Genomic DNA, 17,030 nt, shown 5'->3' with positions numbered 1-17,030 from the left:
GCCCGCCGACGAGGGCGGGCCGAACGGTCCGGACACGGAGTCAAACGGCCCCGGGAGCGTGCGCTCCCGGGGCCGCTCCCGTTGTGCTTGCATGCGCCCCTCACTCGTTCGAGTGAGTTGGCGGTGCGCCAGCAGCGCCATCGCGCCATCATGCGTCCTTACGCCCGGGTGGCGGCCTATCCTCCTGACGGACGCTCACCGCCGGTCCGCCCGGCGAGCTGAGGCAACGCGGGCCCGGACGGCGGGGAGGTCGAGATCGCTACCGACAGCGAAGGCGCGGCCCTGCCGGAGGGGGCGACGCGCTACCTGGTGGCCGTCCCGGTGGCGGCGCTGTGCTGCCTGCTGCCGCTGCTGCCTGCCGGTGTGCCGCTTGGGGTCCCGCGTTGGTTCGGCGCCCCGGTGGACTGGCCCAAGGTCGGGCTGCTGGCCTTCCTGCACGGCTGCTGGGAGTCGCTGGCCCAGGGCCTGTCGACGCCCTGCCTGCGGATGGTCCGCCGACTGCTGCGCCGCCCGCAGCCGCCCGAGCGGGCGCCCGCCCGCCCCGGGGTCAACGCCTTCTTCCCGGTGCTGTTCGCCGGTGTGCTGATGCTGCCGCCGGCCGCCGCCGCGCTGGTCGCGGTGCCCGCCGCGGTGTTCGGCGGCCCGGCCGGGCGGGACTGCCGGACCCGCCAGCTGTGGAACGGCTCCCAGCTCGCGCTGTGCGCCTTCGCCTCCGCGGCCGCCTTCCACCTGCTGCACGGGCCGCAACTGCTGCTCGGCTCCCGCTTCCCGGCCGCGCTGCTGCCCGGCTTCGCCGCCGTCGCCACGTTCTGCCTGGTCAACGGGGTGTTGGTGGGCGCGATGCTGATGCTCGCCGAGGACCGCCGACCCGCCGTGCTGCTGCGCGGGGCGGTCACGGTGTGCGGGTTGCCGGTGCTGGTGCACGCGGCCGGCGGCCTGATGGTGGCCGTGCTGTGGCAGGGCCCGTACGGGGCGTTCGCGGCGCTGCTGGCGCTACTGCCGCTGTCGATCTCGGCCTGGGTGTTCGCCCAGGGCCAGCGCGAGCGGGACGCCCACCAGGCCACCGTGCAGTCGCTGGTGCAGGCCGTGGAGATCAAGGACTCGTACACCCGCGGGCACAGCGAACGGGTCGGCCGGGCCTCGGTGCTGATCGCCGGTCAGCTCGGCATGGAGGCCGAGCGGCTGCGCACCCTGCGCTTCGCGGGGATCCTGCACGACGTCGGCAAGCTGGGCGTGGCCACCGAGTTGCTGCGCAGAAACGGTCCCCTCAGCGAGGCGGAGCGGCGGGCCGTCGAGGTCCACCCGGTGTACGGGTACGAGCTGGTGCGCGGGATCGCCTTTCTCGGCGAGGCGCACGCCGGGATCCTGCACCACCACGAGCGGATGGACGGCCGGGGCTATCCGAGCGGGCTGGTCGGCGCGCAGATCCCCGAGTTCGCCCGGATCATCTCGGTCGCCGACGCCTTCGACTCGATGACCTCCACCCGCTCCTACCGGCGCGGCCGCCCGGTCGCCGAGGCCGTGGCGGAGCTGGAGCGCTGCTCGGGCAGCCAGTTCGACCCGGTGATGGTCCGGGCGCTGATCGACGCACTGGCCGTGCACGACTGGCAGCCGGTGCTGCCGCCGCCCGGGGACGGCATCCGGGCCGTTCCGGACATCCCGCTCGGGGTGCCCGAGCCGGCGCGGGCGGCGCCGGGCCGGGTGCCCGCGCAGGGCGGGAGCGTCCCCACGGCCGGGCAGCCGTGACCGCGGTCGCCCGGGAGGCCCGCGTGGTGCACGCGGCGGCGGCCGCGCTGCTGGCGTTCGCGGTGGGCGCGGTCGTGCTGCGGGGGGTGGCCGAACCGCGGGTCGCGCTGGCGTTCACGGCGCTGATCGCGCTCGGCGAGTGCGTCCGGATCACCCTTCCGGGCGACCGCGAACAGGCACCGATCGGCGCGGCCGGCGCGCTGGCGTACGCCCTGCTCGGGCCGCTGCGCGGGGTGCCCACCGCGCACGGGATGCTCCAGGTGGTCGCGGTGACCGGCGTTGGCCTGCTGCTGGCCTGGCTGCCCGGGTTCGCGCTGCCCGGGTTCGCGCTGCCCTGGCTCAGGGGGTGCCGCGCGGGCCGGGGGCGGCCGGGCCCGGTGGGCCGGGCCCGCCCCGGCCGACCGCACCGGCGCCCGCCCTGGGCCGACCCGGCCCGGCGCGACAGCGCCGCCCGCCGGCTGCTCGGGGTCGGCTTCGCCGCCGCCGTCTTCCAGCCGCTCTACACCGGCGGACTGGTCGACCGCTACTCGCCCGATGGCCCGGCGTACGGGGCGTTCCTGACCGCCGTCGCCGCGCTGGCCGCGCTCTGCGACGCGACCCTGGCGGCGCTGCTGCGCCGGTCGGCGGCGGGCCTGGAGAGCGGGTTGCGGTTCCCGGCGGCGCTGGAGGACGAACTGCGCTCGCTGTTCGGGATCGGTTCGGCGATCGTCGCCACCGGGATGCTGGTCAGCCTCGCGGCCGGCGAGGTCGGGCTGTGGGCGCTGCCGCTGTTCTGCACCCCGCTACTGCTCGCCCAGGTGTCCTTCCGGCGGGCCGCCGCCGTGCGGGCCACCACCGGGCAGACCATCGCCAGCCTGGCCCGGGCCACCGAGGTGGCCGGCTACACCCCGCACGGACACGCCCGCCGGGTCGCGGACACGGCGTGCGCGCTGGGGCGCGAGCTGGGGCTGGGCACCCGGGAACTCGCCCTGCTGGAGTACGCGGCGCTGATGCACGACGTGGGCCAGCTGTCGCTGGTCGAACCGGTGCCGGACGGCGCGACCGCGCTGCTGCCCTGCGCCGAGCAGCAGCGGATCGCCCGGCTCGGCAGCGAGGTGATCCGCCGCACCGGGGTGCCCCGGCAGGTCGCCGAGCAGGTCGCCCGGCTGGCCGATCCGGTGCTCGGCACGGCCGGCGGGGACGGCTCGGTGGCGCTGGCGGCCCGGATCATCCGGGTGGCCAACGCCCACGACGACCTGCTGACGGCGGCCCGCGGCCGCGGGCTGGGCGAGGCGGTGGGCCGGCTGGAGGCGCTGGAGGTGCTGCGGCTGGGTCGCGGCCGGGTGTACGACGCCCGGGTGGTGGACGCGCTGGCCCGGGTGGGCGGCTAGGTCCCGTCCGGCGTCCCGTCCGGCGTCCCGTCCGGCCGGTCCTGGTGGGTCCGGCAAGATCGGCCGGCCTGGCCCCGGCGGTGAGCGGCGGACCGGTGGACCCCCGTCGGGGTTGAGGCCGGGCGGCCGGGCGGGCAGGCTGGGTGGGGGCGGCCCCAACCTCGGTGGTGGGGAGCGCGGGCGGGGGCGGGCGTGGTTGGATGCGGTCGTAGCGTGGAAACACCGACCCGGGGCACCGTGCCCCGGACCCCGCGGAAGTGGATCCGGACGCGGTGGTACGGGACTTGAGCGGACGACGACGGCAGGGACGAACGTGAGGATCTTCCACCGGGCACGGCACCGGCCGTCCGCCACCTGGCGGCAGACGACCGACCGGGCCTTCACGCTGATCGGCGACGGCCGCTACGAGGACGCCGGCGCGCTGCTGGTGATGGCCGCCGACCTGGAGCCCTGGCTGTCCGACTCCTGGTTCAACCTCGCCCTGCTGCACAAGTTCCGCCGGGACTGGGAGCAGGCCCGCTCCGCCGGGCTGCGGGCCGTCGCCCTGCTGGACCGCGAGCACGGCGCCCCCGACTGGTGGAACCTCGGCATCACCGCGACCGCCCTGCAGGACTGGCCGCTGGCCCGCCGCGCCTGGCAGGCGTACGGGCTGAAGCTGCCCGGTGGCCCGGGCGGGCAGCCGGACGGCCCGGTCAGCCTGGACCTCGGCACCACCCCGGTGCGGCTCTCCCCGGAGGGCGAGTCCGAGGTGGTGTGGGGCCGCCGGCTGGACCCGGCCCGGATCGAGGTGCTGTCCATCCCGCTGCCGTCCTCCGGCCGCCGCTGGGGCGAGGTGGTGCTGCACGACGGCGCCCCGCACGGCGAGCGGGTCACCGACGGGGTCGCCTACCCGGTGTTCGACGAGATCGAGCTGTGGGCGCCGTCCCCGGTGCCGACCTACGTGGTGCTGCTCCAGGCCGCCACGGCGGGGGACCGGGACGCGCTGGAGCGGGTGGTCGCGGACGCCGGCTACGCGGCGGAGGACTGGACGTCCTCGGTGCGGCTGCTCTGCCGGGCCTGTTCGGAGAGCCGGATGGCCGCGGACGACGGGCACACCGCCCACCACGACCCGCACGACGACGGCGACGCCGCGCACCCGGGCCACCTCAGCCACCTCAGCCAGGGCGGGGAGGCCGGCATGTCCTGGCTGGTGGAGCGGGAGTGCGGGATCGCCGCGCCCGCCCTGCTGGTCCGTTCGCTGCTGGACCGCTGGGTCGCGGCCTCACCCGGGAGCCGGGCGTACCGGGACCTCGAAGAGGTCTGCTGAGTACCCTGGTGAGGTACGTGTAGACCTATTGGGAGCGGAAGACATGGCGGAGCAGGCCGAGCAGCACGAGCACGACGAGAACCCGACCCCGAAGGTGGTCGGCGAGGAGCCGGACCTCTCCAAGGGCACCGCGCGTCCGATCACCGTCGTGGGCAACCCGGTCCTGCACCGCGAGGTCAAGGACGTCACCGCGTTCGACGGTGAGCTGTCCGCGCTGATCGACGACATGTTCCAGTCGATGTACGCGGCCGAGGGCGTGGGCCTGGCGGCCAACCAGATCGGCGTGGACCTGAAGGTCTTCGTCTACGACTGCCCGGACGACGAGGGCGTGCGCCACGTCGGCCACGTGATCAACCCGAAGCTGGAGGAGTACCCGGCGGACCGCCGGCGGGTGCTGGACGACAGCAACGAGGGCTGCCTGTCGGTGCCGACCGCGTACGCCGAGCTGCCCCGCCCGGACTACGCGGCGGTGACCGGCGTGGACAAGGACGGCCGGTCGATCCGGGTCGAGGGCACCGGCTTCTTCGCCCGCTGCCTGCAGCACGAGACCGACCACCTGTTCGGCACCCTCTACATCGACAAGCTGTCGAAGCGGGACCGCAAGGACGCGTTGCAGCAGATGGCCGAGGGCGCCGCGCGGTACGCGACCGTGCCGAACAGCTGACGGAACAGCTGACGGAACAGCAGGTCGGGATGGCATCGGGGGCCGGGGCGCGACGGGCGTCCCGGCTCTTGGCGTCCCCGTCCTCGGCGCTCCGGTTCTTGACGTTCCGTCGGTCGTGTTCCGTCAGCCGGGCGCTCGGCCGGTGGACTCGCGGGCGACCAGCTCCGGCGTGAACAGGTAGTCCCGGGCCTGCTGCGGCACCTTCGCGGTGCTGAACGTGCTGCTCGGGGTGCTGGCCGCGTACGCCTTCTCGCGGTTCCGGTTCAGGGGCCGGCGGATCGGGCTGACGGCGGTCTTCCTGGTGCAGATGTTCCCGCAGTTCCTCGCGGTGATCTTGCTCTACCTGATGTTCGCCAAGATCGGGGACGCCGTGCCGGCGATCGGCCTGGACACCCCGTGGGGGCTGGTGCTGGTCTACCTCGGCGGCGCGATGGGGGTGACCACCTGGCTGATGAAGGGCTACCTGGACACCATCCCGCGCGAGATCGTGGTGATCTCGATCCTGTCGCTGACCGCCGCGCTCAACGACGTGATCCTGGCGAACATCTTCCTGACCTCGAACGACTCCAAGACCGTCGCGGTCGGCCTCTACGGGATCATCTCCGGTCAACAGGACCAGAACTACGGCCTGTTCGCGGCCGGGGCGCTGGTGACGTCGCTGCCGGTGATCGTCGTCTACCAGTTCCTCCAGCGCTACCTGGCCCAGGGCCTGACGGCCGGGTCGGTCAAGGGCTGAGCGGGTGGACGCACGGGTTCGTCGGCGAGTGTGGCCGCCGGTTTGTATCCGCCGGGTATCAGGGAGCGCTCGGCCGGCCGTCGATGCGGGGGACGAGGCCGGGGCGTCCGATATCTGCCGTATCGTGCCCTTGTCCGCCGCCGTCCGCCGCCGTCCGCCACTGTCCGCAGCCGTCCGAGCAGGAGCCGTCCGCCCGTGTCCTCGCCCGCACCGCCCCCGCACCCCGTCCGCGTGCTGCTGGTGGAGGACGACGACCTGATGCGCCGCTCCTTCACCGTCGCGCTGGAACGCTACGGCTACGGGATGCGGGCCGCCGCGGACGGCCTCACGGCGCTGGAACTGTTCCGGGACGAGCAGTTCGACCTGCTGATCCTGGACGTGATGCTGCCCGGCCTGGACGGGATCGGCCTGTGCCGCAAGGTCCGGGAGACCAGCCTGGTGCCCGTCCTGATGATGTCCGCGCGCGGCGACGGCCTCGACGTCGTCGCCGGTCTGGAGGCCGGGGCGGACGACTACGTGGTCAAGCCCGTGGACACGTACGTGTTGGTGGCGCGCATCCGCTCGCTGCTGCGGCGGGCGACGTACGCGCCACCCGTCCCGGCGCCCCCACCCGGAGCCGCCGACGGGGACGTCCTGGTGTTCGGGGACCTGACCGTCGACACCGCCGGGATGGAGGTGTCCGTCGGCGGGGAGCCGGTGGCGCTGACCCCGACCGAGCTGAAACTGCTGCTGGAGTTCGCCGCCCACCCCGGCGTCGTGCTGGAACGGCACACCCTGCTGCGCAACGTCTGGGAGTACGGCTGGGACGGCGACAGCCGGGTCGTGGACCTGTGCGTGCAGCGGCTGCGCCGCAAGCTCGGCCGGGAGCGGATCGAGACGGTCCGCGGCTTCGGCTACAAGCTCAGGCGCTGAGGGCGGTGCGCGCCCTGTTCGGGCCGAGGCCGGCCCGCACCCCCCTGCGCTGGAAGATCGCCGCGCTGGCCGCCGCCACCGCCTGCCTCGTCGCGGCGGCGGTCGGCGTGCTGGTGCACCTGTGGACCGCGCACGACATCCGCAGCCGGGCCGAGGCGCAGGCCTTCAACGCCGTCTACTCGGCCATGGACGTCTACCGGCGCACCGGATCGCTGGCCGACGGCGCCGAACTCGACCCCGCCGACCTGCCCGCCGCCCTGCGCCACCCGGCCGACGGCGAACGGCACACGGCCTACGACGGGCACGCCGAGGGGAACTCGGGCCCGAGCTACTGGGCCGCCCAGCGCACCGGCGGGCCCGGCAGCCCGGTCCTCGCCATCCGGGTCAACCTGGCGCCGCAGCTCTCCGACCTGCCCCGGCTGGACGCGGCGATGGCGGTGGCCTCACTGGTCGCGCTCGCGGCGGCCACACCCGTCGCGGTCTACGGGGCCGGGCTGCTCGCCCGCCGGCTGCGGCGGGTCGCCGAGACGGCGGGCCGGATCTCCGCCGGGGACCTCGACGCCCGGACCGGGCCCACCAAGGGCGGCGACGAGGTTGCCGACATCGCGGCGACGGTGGACCTGATGGCCGACAGCCTCGGCCAACGACTGCGCACCGAACGGCAGTTCACCGCGGACGTGGCACACGAGCTGCGCACCCCGGTCGGCGGACTGCTGGCCGCCGTGGACCTGCTGCCGGCGGGCGAGACGGAGGACCTGATCCGGGCGCGGGTGCGGGACCTGCGCGGGCTGGTCGAGGACCTGCTGGAGATCTCGCGGCTGGACGCCGGGGCGGAACAGCCGGCCCGGGCCCGGGTGCCGCTCGCGGCGGTCGTCCGGGAGGCCGTGCTGCGCACCGGGTTCGAGGCCGAGCTCGTCGTGGGGGAGGGGCTCGTCGTGGGAGCGGAGCAGACGGTGGAGACCGATCCGCGGCGGTTGGAGCGGATCGTCGGCAACCTCGTCGTCAACGCGCACCGGCACGGGGCCGCCCCCGTCCTGGTCACCGTCCAGGACGGTACGGTCGTCGTGCGCGACCACGGCCCCGGCTTCCCGCCGGACCTGCTGCGCCACGGCCCGCGCCGCTTCCACACCGGCGCCGCCGAGCGCGGCACGGGCCACGGACTGGGGCTGACCATCGCGCTGGGGCAGGCCCGGCTGCTCGGTGCGGAGCTGCGCTTCGACAACGCGGAGGACGGCGGGGCGGTGGCCACGCTGCGGCTGCCGGGCTGAGCGATCCGACGGCCGGGCTGACCGCCTCGGCTGCTACCGGACTGCTGCCGAGTGGAGCGGTCATGGATACACGGCGGCGCAGGGGCCTGATACGTGCCCCGGACACCCTTCGAAGTGCACCGACCCGCACCTCGGACAGGAGTCCCCCTCGTGATCGCCAACCCCCTCGCCCTGCACGCGACCCCCGGGGTCGCGGCCGCCGTCGCCGACCTGACGAAGACCTACGGCAGCGGCGACACCCGGGTCACCGCCCTGGACCGGGTCAGTGTCGCCTTCCGGGAGGCCGAGTTCACCGCGATCATGGGCCCGTCCGGCTGCGGCAAGTCCACCCTGATGCACTGCGCGGCCGGGCTCGACACCCCCACGTCGGGATCTGTGCGGATCGGCACGACGGAACTGGGCGGCCTGGGCGACCGGCAGCTCACCCGACTGCGGCGGGACCGGGTCGGCTTCATCTTCCAGGCGTTCAACCTGCTGCCCACCCTGACCGCGCTGGAGAACATCACGCTCCCGCTGTCGCTGGCCGGGCGGACGCCGGACCGGCAGTGGCTGGACCGCGTGGTGTCGATGGTCGGGCTCTCCCAGCGCCTCGACCACCGGCCGGCCGAGCTGTCCGGGGGCCAGCAGCAGCGCGTCGCGGTCGCCCGGGCACTGGTCGCGCGGCCCTCGATCGTGTTCGGCGACGAGCCGACCGGCAACCTCGACTCCCGGGCCGGGGCCGAGGTGCTCGGCTTCCTGCGGGACTCCGTCAGGGAGTTGGGGCAGACGGTGGTCATGGTGACCCACGACCCGGTGGCCGCCGGATACGCGGACCGGGTGGTGTTCCTGGCCGACGGGCGGCTGGTCGACGAGATGGCGCACCCGACGCCGGACCGGGTGCTGGACGTCATGAAGTCCTTCGCAGGCTGACCCGCACCCCCCGACTCTCGAAAGCTGATCATGCTGACCACAGCCCTGCGCAACGTCCTGGCGCACAAGGCCCGGCTGCTCATGACCGTCCTCGCGGTCTGCCTCGGCGTCGCCTTCGCCTCCGGCACCCTCGTCTTCGCGGACTCGACCGCCGCCGCCCACCGGGCGGCCGCATCCCGCACCTTCGCCGACATCGCGGTCAGCGTCACCGCGAAGGAGTCTCCTGCCGCCCCCGACCAGCCGAACGTGTTGACGGACGAGTTGGCGCGCCGGGTCGCGGACGTGCCCGGCGTCGCGGCGGTACGGCCGTCGGTCGACGGGAGCGCCACGTTGAACGCGGCCGACGGCAGGCCGCTGCGGGTCAAACGGGGGACGAACCTCGCGGACGCCTACGTCCCGGGGCGTGACGGCAAGGACGCCCGCTACCCCGTGGTCGAGGGGCGGGCCCCCGCCGGCGCCGACGAGATCGCCGTCGACCGGGGCACCGCAACGGCCGGCCGGTACCGGGTGGGCGGCCCGGTCACGCTCGCCACGGACGGCCCGGCGCTCACCGCGCGGCTGGTCGGCATCGTGACCACCGCGGACACCCGGGTCACGGCCGGCGGCACGCTCACCCTGTTCGACCGGGCCACCGCGCAGCGGCTGTTCGCAACTCCCGGGCACTACACCAGCCTTGAGGTCTCCGCCGGGCCGGGCGCCGGCCAGTACGAGCTGGCGGAGCAGATCGCCGCCGTCCTGCCGCCCGGCCGGGCCGAAGTCACCACCGGACAGGCGCAGGCGAACCAACAGGCCGTCTACGTCGACACGTTGACCCGGGGCTACCAGAAGCTGCCGATGGTCTTCGCGGGGGTGTCGCTGTTCATCGGCTCGTTCCTCGTGGTCAACACCTTCACCATGCTCGTCTCCCGGCGCACCCGGGAGATCGCCCTGCTGCGGGCGGTGGGCGCGACGCGGCGCCAGGTCGTGCGCTCGCTGCTGGCCGAAGCGGCGCTGGGCGGGGTCGTCGCGTCGGTGGTGGGCTTCGCCCTCGGGCTCGGCATCGCGTCCGTGTTGCCCGGGCTGCTGAGCGGTGACGGGAGCCAGGTGCCGAAGGGCCCGCTGGTGATCGGGCCCCGGCCGGTGGCGGCGGCCCTGTTCGTCGGGGTCGGCGTGACGGTGCTGGCCGCCTGGCTGCCGTCGCGCAGGGCGGCGCGGATCGCGCCGATCGAGGCGCTGCGGGCGGCGGCCGCGCAGCCGGGCGGGCGCTCGCGGCTGCGTCCGATCGTGGGGGTGGGGCTGCTCGTCCTCGGCGTCGGCTGGCTGGTCGCGCTCGCGGGTGCGGCCAAGGACGCCTCGGAGGGGAACCTGCAGAGTGCGATGGTGGGTTGCGGGCTCCTGGTCGTCGCCCTGATCGTGCTGGCACCGACCCTCGCCGTCCCGGTGATCCGGCTGACGGGCCGCCTCACCCGGCGGTTCGGCGTCGTCGGCCTGCTGGCCCAGCAGAACGCGCTGCGCGACCCCCGGCGCACGGCGGCGACCGCCGCCACGCTGCTGATCAGCACGGCGCTGGTCAGCGGGCTCGCCACCATCGGCAGCTCCACCGGGCAGGCCCTCGACCGGCAGACGGCGGACGGGCTCGCGGCCGACTACGTGATCAGCACCGGCGACACCATGACCGGCATCGACCCGGCGGCCGTGCAGCGGGTGGCCGGTCTTGCGGGGGTGCGCGGCGCGAGCGCGGTCGCGGACTCCACGGTGGTCATCGGCGGCAAGGTCCGTGAGATCTCCGGCATCGACCCCGTCTCTGTTGAACAGGCCGTGAAGCTCGACTTCGTGAGCGGTTCCGTGCAGGACCTCGGGCCCGGCCGGATCGCCGTCTCCAGCAGCGTCGCCAGGGAGACCGGGCTGAGCACGGGCGGCCAGGTCAACGCACGGATGGGTCGGAGCGAGGAGTTCACGCGGTACACCGTCGTGGGCGTCTACCAGGACAACCCCACCGCCCACGACGCGGTCGGCGCCCGGGGCGAGGTGCAGAAGAACGGCTTCAAGCCCGGCTCCGTCCAGCGGATCCTGGTCCGGGGCGACGGCTTGTCCGGGGACGGGCTGCGGGCCGCCGTCGGCAACAATCCGCTGCTGAAGGTGCAGGACCGGGCCGAGCTGGTGCGGGAGGCGGCGGGGACGATGGGCGACCTGCTGACGCTGATGTACGGGCTGCTCGGCATCGGCGTCGTGATCGCCGCGCTCGGCATCGTCAACACCCTGGCCATGTCCGTCACCGAACGGACGCGTGAGATCGGCGCCCTGCGGGCCATCGGCATGGATCGCGCGGGCATCCGTCGGATGATCCGCCTGGAGGCCGTGACGGTCGCGGCGTTCGGCACCCTGCTCGGCCTGGCCGGCGGGCTGTTCGGCGCCTGGGCGGTCGGGGCGCTGGCGGGCGGCGCGGTCAAGCAGTACGCGCTGGTGCTGCCCTGGGGCACGCTCGCGCTCGTCTGCCTGGCGTCCCTCACGATCGGCGTCCTCGCCGCCGCCGTCCCCGCCCGCCGGGCCGCCGCCCTCAGCCCGCTGGAAGCGGTCGCGGAGGTGTGACCGGTCGATCGCCCTGTCCCCGCCCGGTGCGAACGCCGGGCGGGGACCATCAGCGTCGCGGCCGGGACAGGGCGATCGGGTCGTCCGGGTCCTCGATGTGGTCGCTCACTGGGCCCCGAGACGGTGAAGGAACGTTGAGGCCTGGGTCCGCGGGATCGGCTGCTGGTCGTCGTGGTGGTTGTGCAGGGACGCTGCGCTCACCATTCCTCCGGAAGTCTCGTGCAGGCGGGACCGGTCAGTGTCTTCCCCCGCAGGCCTGGCCGGTACCGGAGCCGTCACGAGAGTCCTGAGCGGCGCGTCCTGTCCCGGCGAAGATTGACCGGCTTGTCCGTCTCAGCAACGGTTGACCAGGCGTTGCTATGGCCCTGCAACCTACACAGCCCTCACAAGAGAGCCCAATGCCTGAACTTCCCGTCACACGCCGCATCACCCTCCACCTACCCGCCGACCTCGTCGACTGGCTCCACGAGTTCGCCGAGATCTCTCACCGATCCGTTGACGAGGTGGTCCGGCCACTGATCGAGGCGGAGAAAGCCCGCTTCGATGCAAACTGGGATCGGACGTCACCAGGGCCTGGTTAGAGTCGAGGAGCGCCACGACCAGCAGCTCGACGCCCACACGCGACCGGTTGGCAGCCGCTCCTTTGTCGTGTGCGGGTCGGGCGCCATGTACCAGACGATGGAAGGCCGTTGGGGCTGCGCCTCTTGTGGCTCCACCTGGGCCCGAGACAGCGAGAAGGGCCAAGGAGCATGCCGATCTGTGCGGAGTGCCGCACCGCTGAGGCGGTCATCAAGGACCTGGACGTCGGGTGACTGGCCTGGCCGGCGATCGCACATCAGGCTGACGGCCGGGCAGCGGGTCGGATCGGGCACGGGATGTCCGGCCAGATCCGGTTGGGGCACGCGATCACGTAGTGGCCCGACCAGCGGCTGTCGGACACCCAGCGGGACCAGACGACGTCCGAGGCGCCCTCCAACTGCTCAACCGCGCGGAGTCGCCGTGCCTCGAAGGGAAGTTGGGGGTCGCCGCCAGGAGTGTGTTCCTCGTACCGTTCCGCAAGCCAGTCCACTGCGTTGCTCACCGCCACCCAGGTGCCCCGCACCTGGGCGGCCGGGCGCAGGAGCCACCAGCCGGTCATCATCGGCGGGAGTTCCGAGAGGCCGAACCGTGCGGCCTCGATCGGGCGACGCTCCGGCTCCTTCGCCAGCAGCCGGCCGTCACCGGCCCACTCGTAGCCGTGGAAGTGCAACAGTGCTTCTCCTCGGAGACGTGGAAGCCCCGGCCGCCCGCACGGGACTGCGGGCGGCCGGGGCTGTCAGGGGACTTCAGACGGACAGGCCGAACCGCGCCGGGTCGATTCCGGCCTCGGTCAACTCCTCGGCGGTGAACAGCAACGGTTCGCGGTCGGGACGCTTGCTGTCGCCGAGGGCGAAGACGCCGTGCTCGACCAGGCCGAGGGTCACGCACGACTCGCCGTCGTCGCCCCCGCCCTGGTTGCCGCCGCACGCACGGTTGAACTCGACCTGGGAGAGGTCGAGTCCGTACAGGTTGCGCTCAGTCATCGCCTGCACCTTTCGGTATCGCTTCGGGGCAGCACGGAACGGCCCCGCCCCGCCCAGGACTTGGGCGGGAGAATGAGGGGGAGTTCAGCCCCACAGGCTGATGCGGGTGGTGAGCTGGTCGGCCGGTACCTGGCGCGGTTTGGCGTCCGGCTCGAACAGCGGCCGGACCAGCGCCCGGCCGTCCTGGGCGCCCACGATTTCGACCAGACACCCGGTCGTCAGGTCCTTCCGGACCGGATTGTTGTCGATCCGCTCCATGAGTTCCGCGTGCGTACGGCGGCGTGTGGTGCCGGTCGGCTGTGCGAAACCGTCAGTGGGCATGGAGCGCTCCTGTGGCTCTCGAATCATTTCGGCGAGTCACCAAATTACCGGGGCGTTGGGGTTGTTTCTGTGCGCTTTCCCGTTCCCGAAAGAACTCACCTCAGGCCCGTTTGGGCAGTGCGCGCATTCCATTTTCCGCCCGGGTCGAACGGGAGGGATCGTAGGGCTCAGGTGGCCCACCGAATCCCGCCGAACGTGGGCGCAGGAAGTCGGACCGGTCGACTTCCTGCACCGCGAAGGTTCGCTGGTTGGCTATCGGCAGAGATCCTGTGATGTCTCCCGATGGCGGGAAGTCCACTCGTGCAACGCGGCCCGAGCATCCTCGCCCCAGAGCGCGTAATTCTCGAAGGTTCGGAACGTGTCCAGGTACTCCTGGACGTCGTGGGGCCTGTTGAACACGAGCACGCCTGCGGCTACCTCAACGGTGGCCAAGGATGCGTCGTAGACGGTGAAGACGTTCATCGGCGCCTTCGGCATATGGCCGGCCAGCGGGATGACTCCGAGTCGAACATTCGGCAAGCGGGAGACCGAAGCCAGGTGGTCGAGCTGCGTGGCCATGGCCTGCGCCGGTACCAGCGGCCAAAGGCAGGCCTGCTCCGTCAAAACAAAGGTGAAGCTCTTGGTGACGTCGCGGAGTACGGCTTGCCGCTCAAGCTTCTTGGCGATGACCCTCGAGTGATCGCCGGGGATCTGGGCCAGACTGGCGTTGACGTACGCCGGCGTCGAGAGCAGTCCGGTGATCATGGTCGGCAGGAAGTGGCGGGGTTCCGTCGAGGTCCGCTCAAGGCTCGCCAGCTCAACCTGCTTCTTGTCCGCGCCGTTTCAGCGGAGGATTCTGGCGTCCTGCCGCTCTGGACCCGCGAGCCGTGCTGAATCCGACCTGTTTTCCACTGAGGATTCCTTTGGATTCTTATTCTCGAAGGAATTCGTCTCGGATCCCTTCGACCAGTGCGCGCATGTCGTCTCCGTGTAGTGCTACGGCATCGAATTCGGAGAATTTTGACAGATAGACGCCGACATCTCGTGGATCGTGAGTGGTGATCTCTGAATGGAACGTCTCCACGATGACCAGGCGATCGTCATACATGCTGAAGCATGTCATTGGGAAGTCCGGCATTCGTCTGGCGAGGGGAATAGACCCGATGGTCACGTTGGGAAGGCGGGACAGTGACACCAGGCGATCGAGCTGTGTAGCCATGACGGCAGGAGGACAGATCCGCCAGCGTAGTACATGTTCACAGATGAGGAAGTGGAACTGCCGCTGGCGGTCGTACAATACGGCCTGGCGCTCCAGTCGAGCTGCGATCGTTTTCGTCTTCGCCTCTTCTGGCAGCTCTGGGTGCAAGGCGAAGACGGCCGAGACATATTCGGCGCTCTGGAGCAGTCCAGGAATCAGCTGTCCCTGGAAGAGTCGGAGAAGGCCTGTTCGGGCTTCGATGGCTTTGATGGCGTGCTGGTGCTTCCAGTGGCCCATTCGGCGGAGTTCCCGCCAGGCGACCTCTTCGGTCGCCGCGCCGCGGGCTGCCTCCAGGAACTCTGCTTTGGCTTCGCCTGATATGCCGAGCGCGGTCAGGATGAGGTCCACGTCCTGCACGCTCGGCAGGGTCTTGCCGTTTTCGATCTTCGAAAGCTTGGCTGGAGACATGGAAGCCCTGCGGGCGACGGTCTCGGCTGTCTTGTCCGAGGCGATCCGTAGCGCCCGCAGGGCTTTGCCCAAGTCCTTGTGCTGTTCTCCGCTCAAGCCGCCGAGTACTCCCCGAAAGGCACGGCGTTCGTCAGAGCGATCTCCCGGTACTGCTGGTACTCGCTCAGGTAGTCGTCGGGCAGGAGTTCGGCTCCGAGGAACTGCCCTGCATCCGTGTAGTGCATCCGGTAGACCTGGGCGTCATCGAACAGCCAGAAGTCGTGGTCCGGTAGCCCGGCCACCTTCTGGCGAGCCGTGTCGATGATGCCGATCGACTCGCCGGCCTTGATGTTGCCGGGGTACGACGCCAGCTCGTAGCGGAGGTAGTCCGACAAGGGGGAGTGGAGGACGTGCACCCGGGCCACCTGCTTGCCCAGATCGGTCATGGAGCGGACCCATGGGTTGTCGGACGATTCGGGCGGCAACCCCTTGCCTGCGAGGAAGTCGGCGAACTCGTCGCGTTCCTCGTCCACGTCGTAGACCGCCAGCGTTTCGAGCCGGAAGGCCGTTCGCTCGAACGTCTTGAAGAGACGGCCGAAGTCTTCACCCTTGAGCATGGAAGTACCCCTCCAGGACCGTAGCGGGGATCACGACCGCAGACTCGCCGTCGGGCAGGTTCAACTCTGCCAGGCAGGAAGGACCGGTGATCGCGTAACCCTGGACCGCGTAGTCCCCGTTCTCGGTGCCCCACAGCGTGGGCACGATCCGTCGTTGCAGGACCCGTTCCCAGACAGCCAACGCAGCACCACGTGCCTCCAAGTCGCCGGTGGTTCCTGTCTTGCCCGATGCTCCCGGCTCTCTGGGCGCAGGGTCAAGAACCTGATCTTTCCAGAACGGGAAAGTCGTTCGACCGCCCCCGCCCGGTGTGAACGCCGGGTGGGGGCGGGGGAGTTCAGGGGGATGGGGTGGGCGGTCGGGTCGGTACAGACAGAGGTGCCCCGCGCGGCGGTGAGCCGGGCGGGGCACCTCTGGTGTGTCTGAGCGGTTTAGAAGTCGTCGTCGAAGGCGACGGAGCCTTCGACGGCGACCTGGTACGCGGAGACGCGGCGCTCGAAGAAGTTGGTCAGCTCCTGGACGTTCTGGAGTTCCATGAACCCGAACGGGTTCGTCGACCCGTAGCGGATCGGCAGGCCCAGGCGGGCCAGGCGCTGGTCGGCCACGGCCTCCAGGTACTGGCGCATGGAGTCGGTGTTCATGCCGGCGAGGCCGTCGCCGCACAGGTCCTGGGCGAACTGGAGCTCGGCCTCGACGGCCTCTTCCAGCATCTCCGTGACCTGCTTGGCCATCTCGTCGTCGAAGAGGTCGGGCTCCTCCTCGCGGACGGTGTCGACGACCGACATCGCGAAGTCCATGTGCATGGACTCGTCGCGGAACACCCAGTTGGTGCCGGTGGCCAGGCCGTGCAGCAGGCCGCGCGAGCGGAACCAGTACACGTACGCGAACGCGCCGTAGAAGAAGAGGCCTTCGACGCACGCCGCGAAGCAGATCAGGTTCAGGAGGAACGCGCGGCGGTCCTCCTTGGTCTGCAGCGAGTCGATGTGGTCGACGGCGTTCATGTACTTGAAGCAGAACTGCGCCTTCTGGCGGATGGAGGGGATGTTCTCCACCGCGGCGAAGGCCGCGTTGCGGTCCTCCGGGTCGGGCAGGTAGGTGTCGAGCAGCGTCAGGTAGAACTGGACGTGCACGGCCTCCTCGAACAGCTGGCGCGACAGGTACAGCCGCGCCTCCGGGGAGTTGATGTGCTTGTAGAGGCTCAGCACCACGTTGTTGGAGACGATCGAGTCACCCGTCGCGAAGAAGGCGACCAGGCGGCCGATCAGGTGGCGCTCGCCCTCGCTGAGCTTGGCCAGGTCGGCGACGTCGGAGTGCAGGTCCACCTCCTCGACGGTCCAGGTGTTCTTGATCGCGTCCCGGTACCGGTCGTAGAACGACGGGTAGCGCATCGGGCGCAGGGTCAGCTCGAAGCCGGGGTCGAGCAGCATCT

17 protein-coding genes are annotated in these 17,030 nt (G+C 71.7%); 9 read left to right on the top strand and 8 right to left on the bottom strand.

Annotation, left to right across the window (positions count from 1 at the left end):
- Nucleotides 1-309: 309 nt before the first annotated feature.
- From ACIPLC_RS06785 to ACIPLC_RS06745, 9 genes are all read left to right on the top strand, one after another.
- Complete coding sequence (locus tag ACIPLC_RS06785) at nt 310-1,746, top strand: HD-GYP domain-containing protein (protein WP_400471727.1); 1,437 nt, start codon at nt 310-312, stop codon at nt 1,744-1,746.
- Nucleotides 1,743-3,116, top strand: coding sequence for an HD-GYP domain-containing protein (locus tag ACIPLC_RS06780; RefSeq protein ID WP_400471725.1), 1,374 nt, complete (start codon nt 1,743-1,745; stop codon nt 3,114-3,116). The genes ACIPLC_RS06785 and ACIPLC_RS06780 overlap by 4 nt, the downstream gene beginning before the upstream one ends.
- A 313-nt stretch (nt 3,117-3,429) precedes the next feature.
- Nucleotides 3,430-4,422: a tetratricopeptide repeat protein gene (locus tag ACIPLC_RS06775; RefSeq protein ID WP_400471723.1), complete on the top strand. Its 993-nt coding sequence runs from the start codon at nt 3,430-3,432 to the stop codon at nt 4,420-4,422.
- 43 nt (nt 4,423-4,465) lie between these two features.
- Nucleotides 4,466-5,086 carry a peptide deformylase gene (def, locus tag ACIPLC_RS06770; protein WP_400471721.1) on the top strand — a complete coding sequence of 207 codons (621 nt, stop codon included), beginning with the start codon at nt 4,466-4,468 and terminating at the stop codon, nt 5,084-5,086.
- Between the two features lie 208 nt (nt 5,087-5,294).
- Nucleotides 5,295-5,822 carry an ABC transporter permease subunit gene (locus tag ACIPLC_RS06765; protein WP_400471719.1) on the top strand — a complete coding sequence of 176 codons (528 nt, stop codon included), beginning with the start codon at nt 5,295-5,297 and terminating at the stop codon, nt 5,820-5,822.
- A 195-nt stretch (nt 5,823-6,017) separates the two neighbouring features.
- Nucleotides 6,018-6,734: a two-component system response regulator CseB gene (cseB, locus tag ACIPLC_RS06760; protein ID WP_400471718.1), complete on the top strand. Its 717-nt coding sequence runs from the start codon at nt 6,018-6,020 to the stop codon at nt 6,732-6,734.
- Nucleotides 6,731-8,002, top strand: a complete 1,272-nt coding sequence (locus tag ACIPLC_RS06755; protein ID WP_400471806.1) for a sensor histidine kinase — start codon at nt 6,731-6,733, stop codon at nt 8,000-8,002. Before cseB ends, ACIPLC_RS06755 begins: the two co-directional genes overlap by 4 nt.
- A gap of 153 nt (nt 8,003-8,155) precedes the next feature.
- A complete protein-coding gene (locus ACIPLC_RS06750; protein ID WP_400471804.1) occupies nt 8,156-8,911 on the top strand; it encodes an ABC transporter ATP-binding protein in 756 nt (251 codons plus the stop codon).
- A gap of 30 nt (nt 8,912-8,941) precedes the next feature.
- Nucleotides 8,942-11,479 (top strand): ABC transporter permease, encoded by a 2,538-nt coding sequence (locus ACIPLC_RS06745; protein ID WP_400471716.1) that lies wholly within the window; start codon nt 8,942-8,944, stop codon nt 11,477-11,479.
- Between the two features lie 835 nt (nt 11,480-12,314).
- Here ACIPLC_RS06745 and ACIPLC_RS06740 read toward each other — a convergent pair.
- From ACIPLC_RS06740 to ACIPLC_RS06705, 8 genes are all read right to left on the bottom strand, one after another.
- Nucleotides 12,315-12,728: a hypothetical protein gene (locus ACIPLC_RS06740; RefSeq protein ID WP_363586967.1), complete on the bottom strand. Its 414-nt coding sequence runs from the start codon at nt 12,726-12,728 to the stop codon at nt 12,315-12,317.
- 76 nt (nt 12,729-12,804) lie between these two features.
- Complete coding sequence (locus tag ACIPLC_RS06735; protein WP_363586966.1) at nt 12,805-13,041, bottom strand: DUF397 domain-containing protein; 237 nt, start codon at nt 13,039-13,041, stop codon at nt 12,805-12,807.
- A gap of 84 nt (nt 13,042-13,125) precedes the next feature.
- Nucleotides 13,126-13,362 (bottom strand): hypothetical protein, encoded by a 237-nt coding sequence (locus tag ACIPLC_RS06730; RefSeq protein ID WP_363628659.1) that lies wholly within the window; start codon nt 13,360-13,362, stop codon nt 13,126-13,128.
- Nucleotides 13,363-13,614: 252 nt separating this feature from the next.
- Nucleotides 13,615-14,157: a DUF5753 domain-containing protein gene (locus ACIPLC_RS06725; protein ID WP_400471802.1), complete on the bottom strand. Its 543-nt coding sequence runs from the start codon at nt 14,155-14,157 to the stop codon at nt 13,615-13,617.
- Between the two features lie 115 nt (nt 14,158-14,272).
- Entirely contained in the window at nt 14,273-15,103 is an 831-nt protein-coding gene (locus ACIPLC_RS06720) for a helix-turn-helix transcriptional regulator (RefSeq protein WP_363586964.1), read from the bottom strand.
- The gene (locus ACIPLC_RS06715) at nt 15,100-15,603 is read right to left on the bottom strand and encodes a DUF6879 family protein (RefSeq protein WP_400471713.1); all 504 of its coding nucleotides are present in this window, start codon (nt 15,601-15,603) and stop codon (nt 15,100-15,102) included. The genes ACIPLC_RS06720 and ACIPLC_RS06715 overlap by 4 nt, the downstream gene beginning before the upstream one ends.
- Nucleotides 15,590-15,784, bottom strand: coding sequence for a hypothetical protein (locus tag ACIPLC_RS06710; RefSeq protein WP_400471712.1), 195 nt, complete (start codon nt 15,782-15,784; stop codon nt 15,590-15,592). Before ACIPLC_RS06710 ends, ACIPLC_RS06715 begins: the two co-directional genes overlap by 14 nt.
- A gap of 248 nt (nt 15,785-16,032) precedes the next feature.
- Nucleotides 16,033-17,028, bottom strand: a complete 996-nt coding sequence (locus tag ACIPLC_RS06705; protein WP_079136257.1) for a ribonucleotide-diphosphate reductase subunit beta — start codon at nt 17,026-17,028, stop codon at nt 16,033-16,035.
- Nucleotides 17,029-17,030: the final 2 nt, after the last annotated feature.

The sequence above is a fragment of the Kitasatospora sp. NPDC086801 genome (assembly GCF_044745805.1).
Taxonomy (GTDB): domain Bacteria; phylum Actinomycetota; class Actinomycetes; order Streptomycetales; family Streptomycetaceae; genus Kitasatospora.
Note: the sequence above shows the minus strand (reverse complement) of the source record. Positions and strands in the feature narration are given on the sequence as shown.

Excerpts from the sequence above, each read along its gene's own strand:
- ACIPLC_RS06730 (WP_363628659.1), bottom strand. The coding sequence starts at position 13,362 with ATGCCCACTGACGGTTTCGCACAGCCGACCGGCACCACACGCCGCCGT.
- ACIPLC_RS06705 (WP_079136257.1), bottom strand. The coding sequence starts at position 17,028 with ATGCTGCTCGACCCCGGCTTCGAGCTGACCCTGCGCCCGATGCGCTAC.
- ACIPLC_RS06735 (WP_363586966.1), bottom strand. The coding sequence starts at position 13,041 with ATGACTGAGCGCAACCTGTACGGACTCGACCTCTCCCAGGTCGAGTTC.
- ACIPLC_RS06715 (WP_400471713.1), bottom strand. The coding sequence starts at position 15,603 with ATGCTCAAGGGTGAAGACTTCGGCCGTCTCTTCAAGACGTTCGAGCGA.
- def (WP_400471721.1), top strand. The coding sequence starts at position 4,466 with ATGGCGGAGCAGGCCGAGCAGCACGAGCACGACGAGAACCCGACCCCG.
- ACIPLC_RS06745 (WP_400471716.1), top strand. The coding sequence starts at position 8,942 with ATGCTGACCACAGCCCTGCGCAACGTCCTGGCGCACAAGGCCCGGCTG.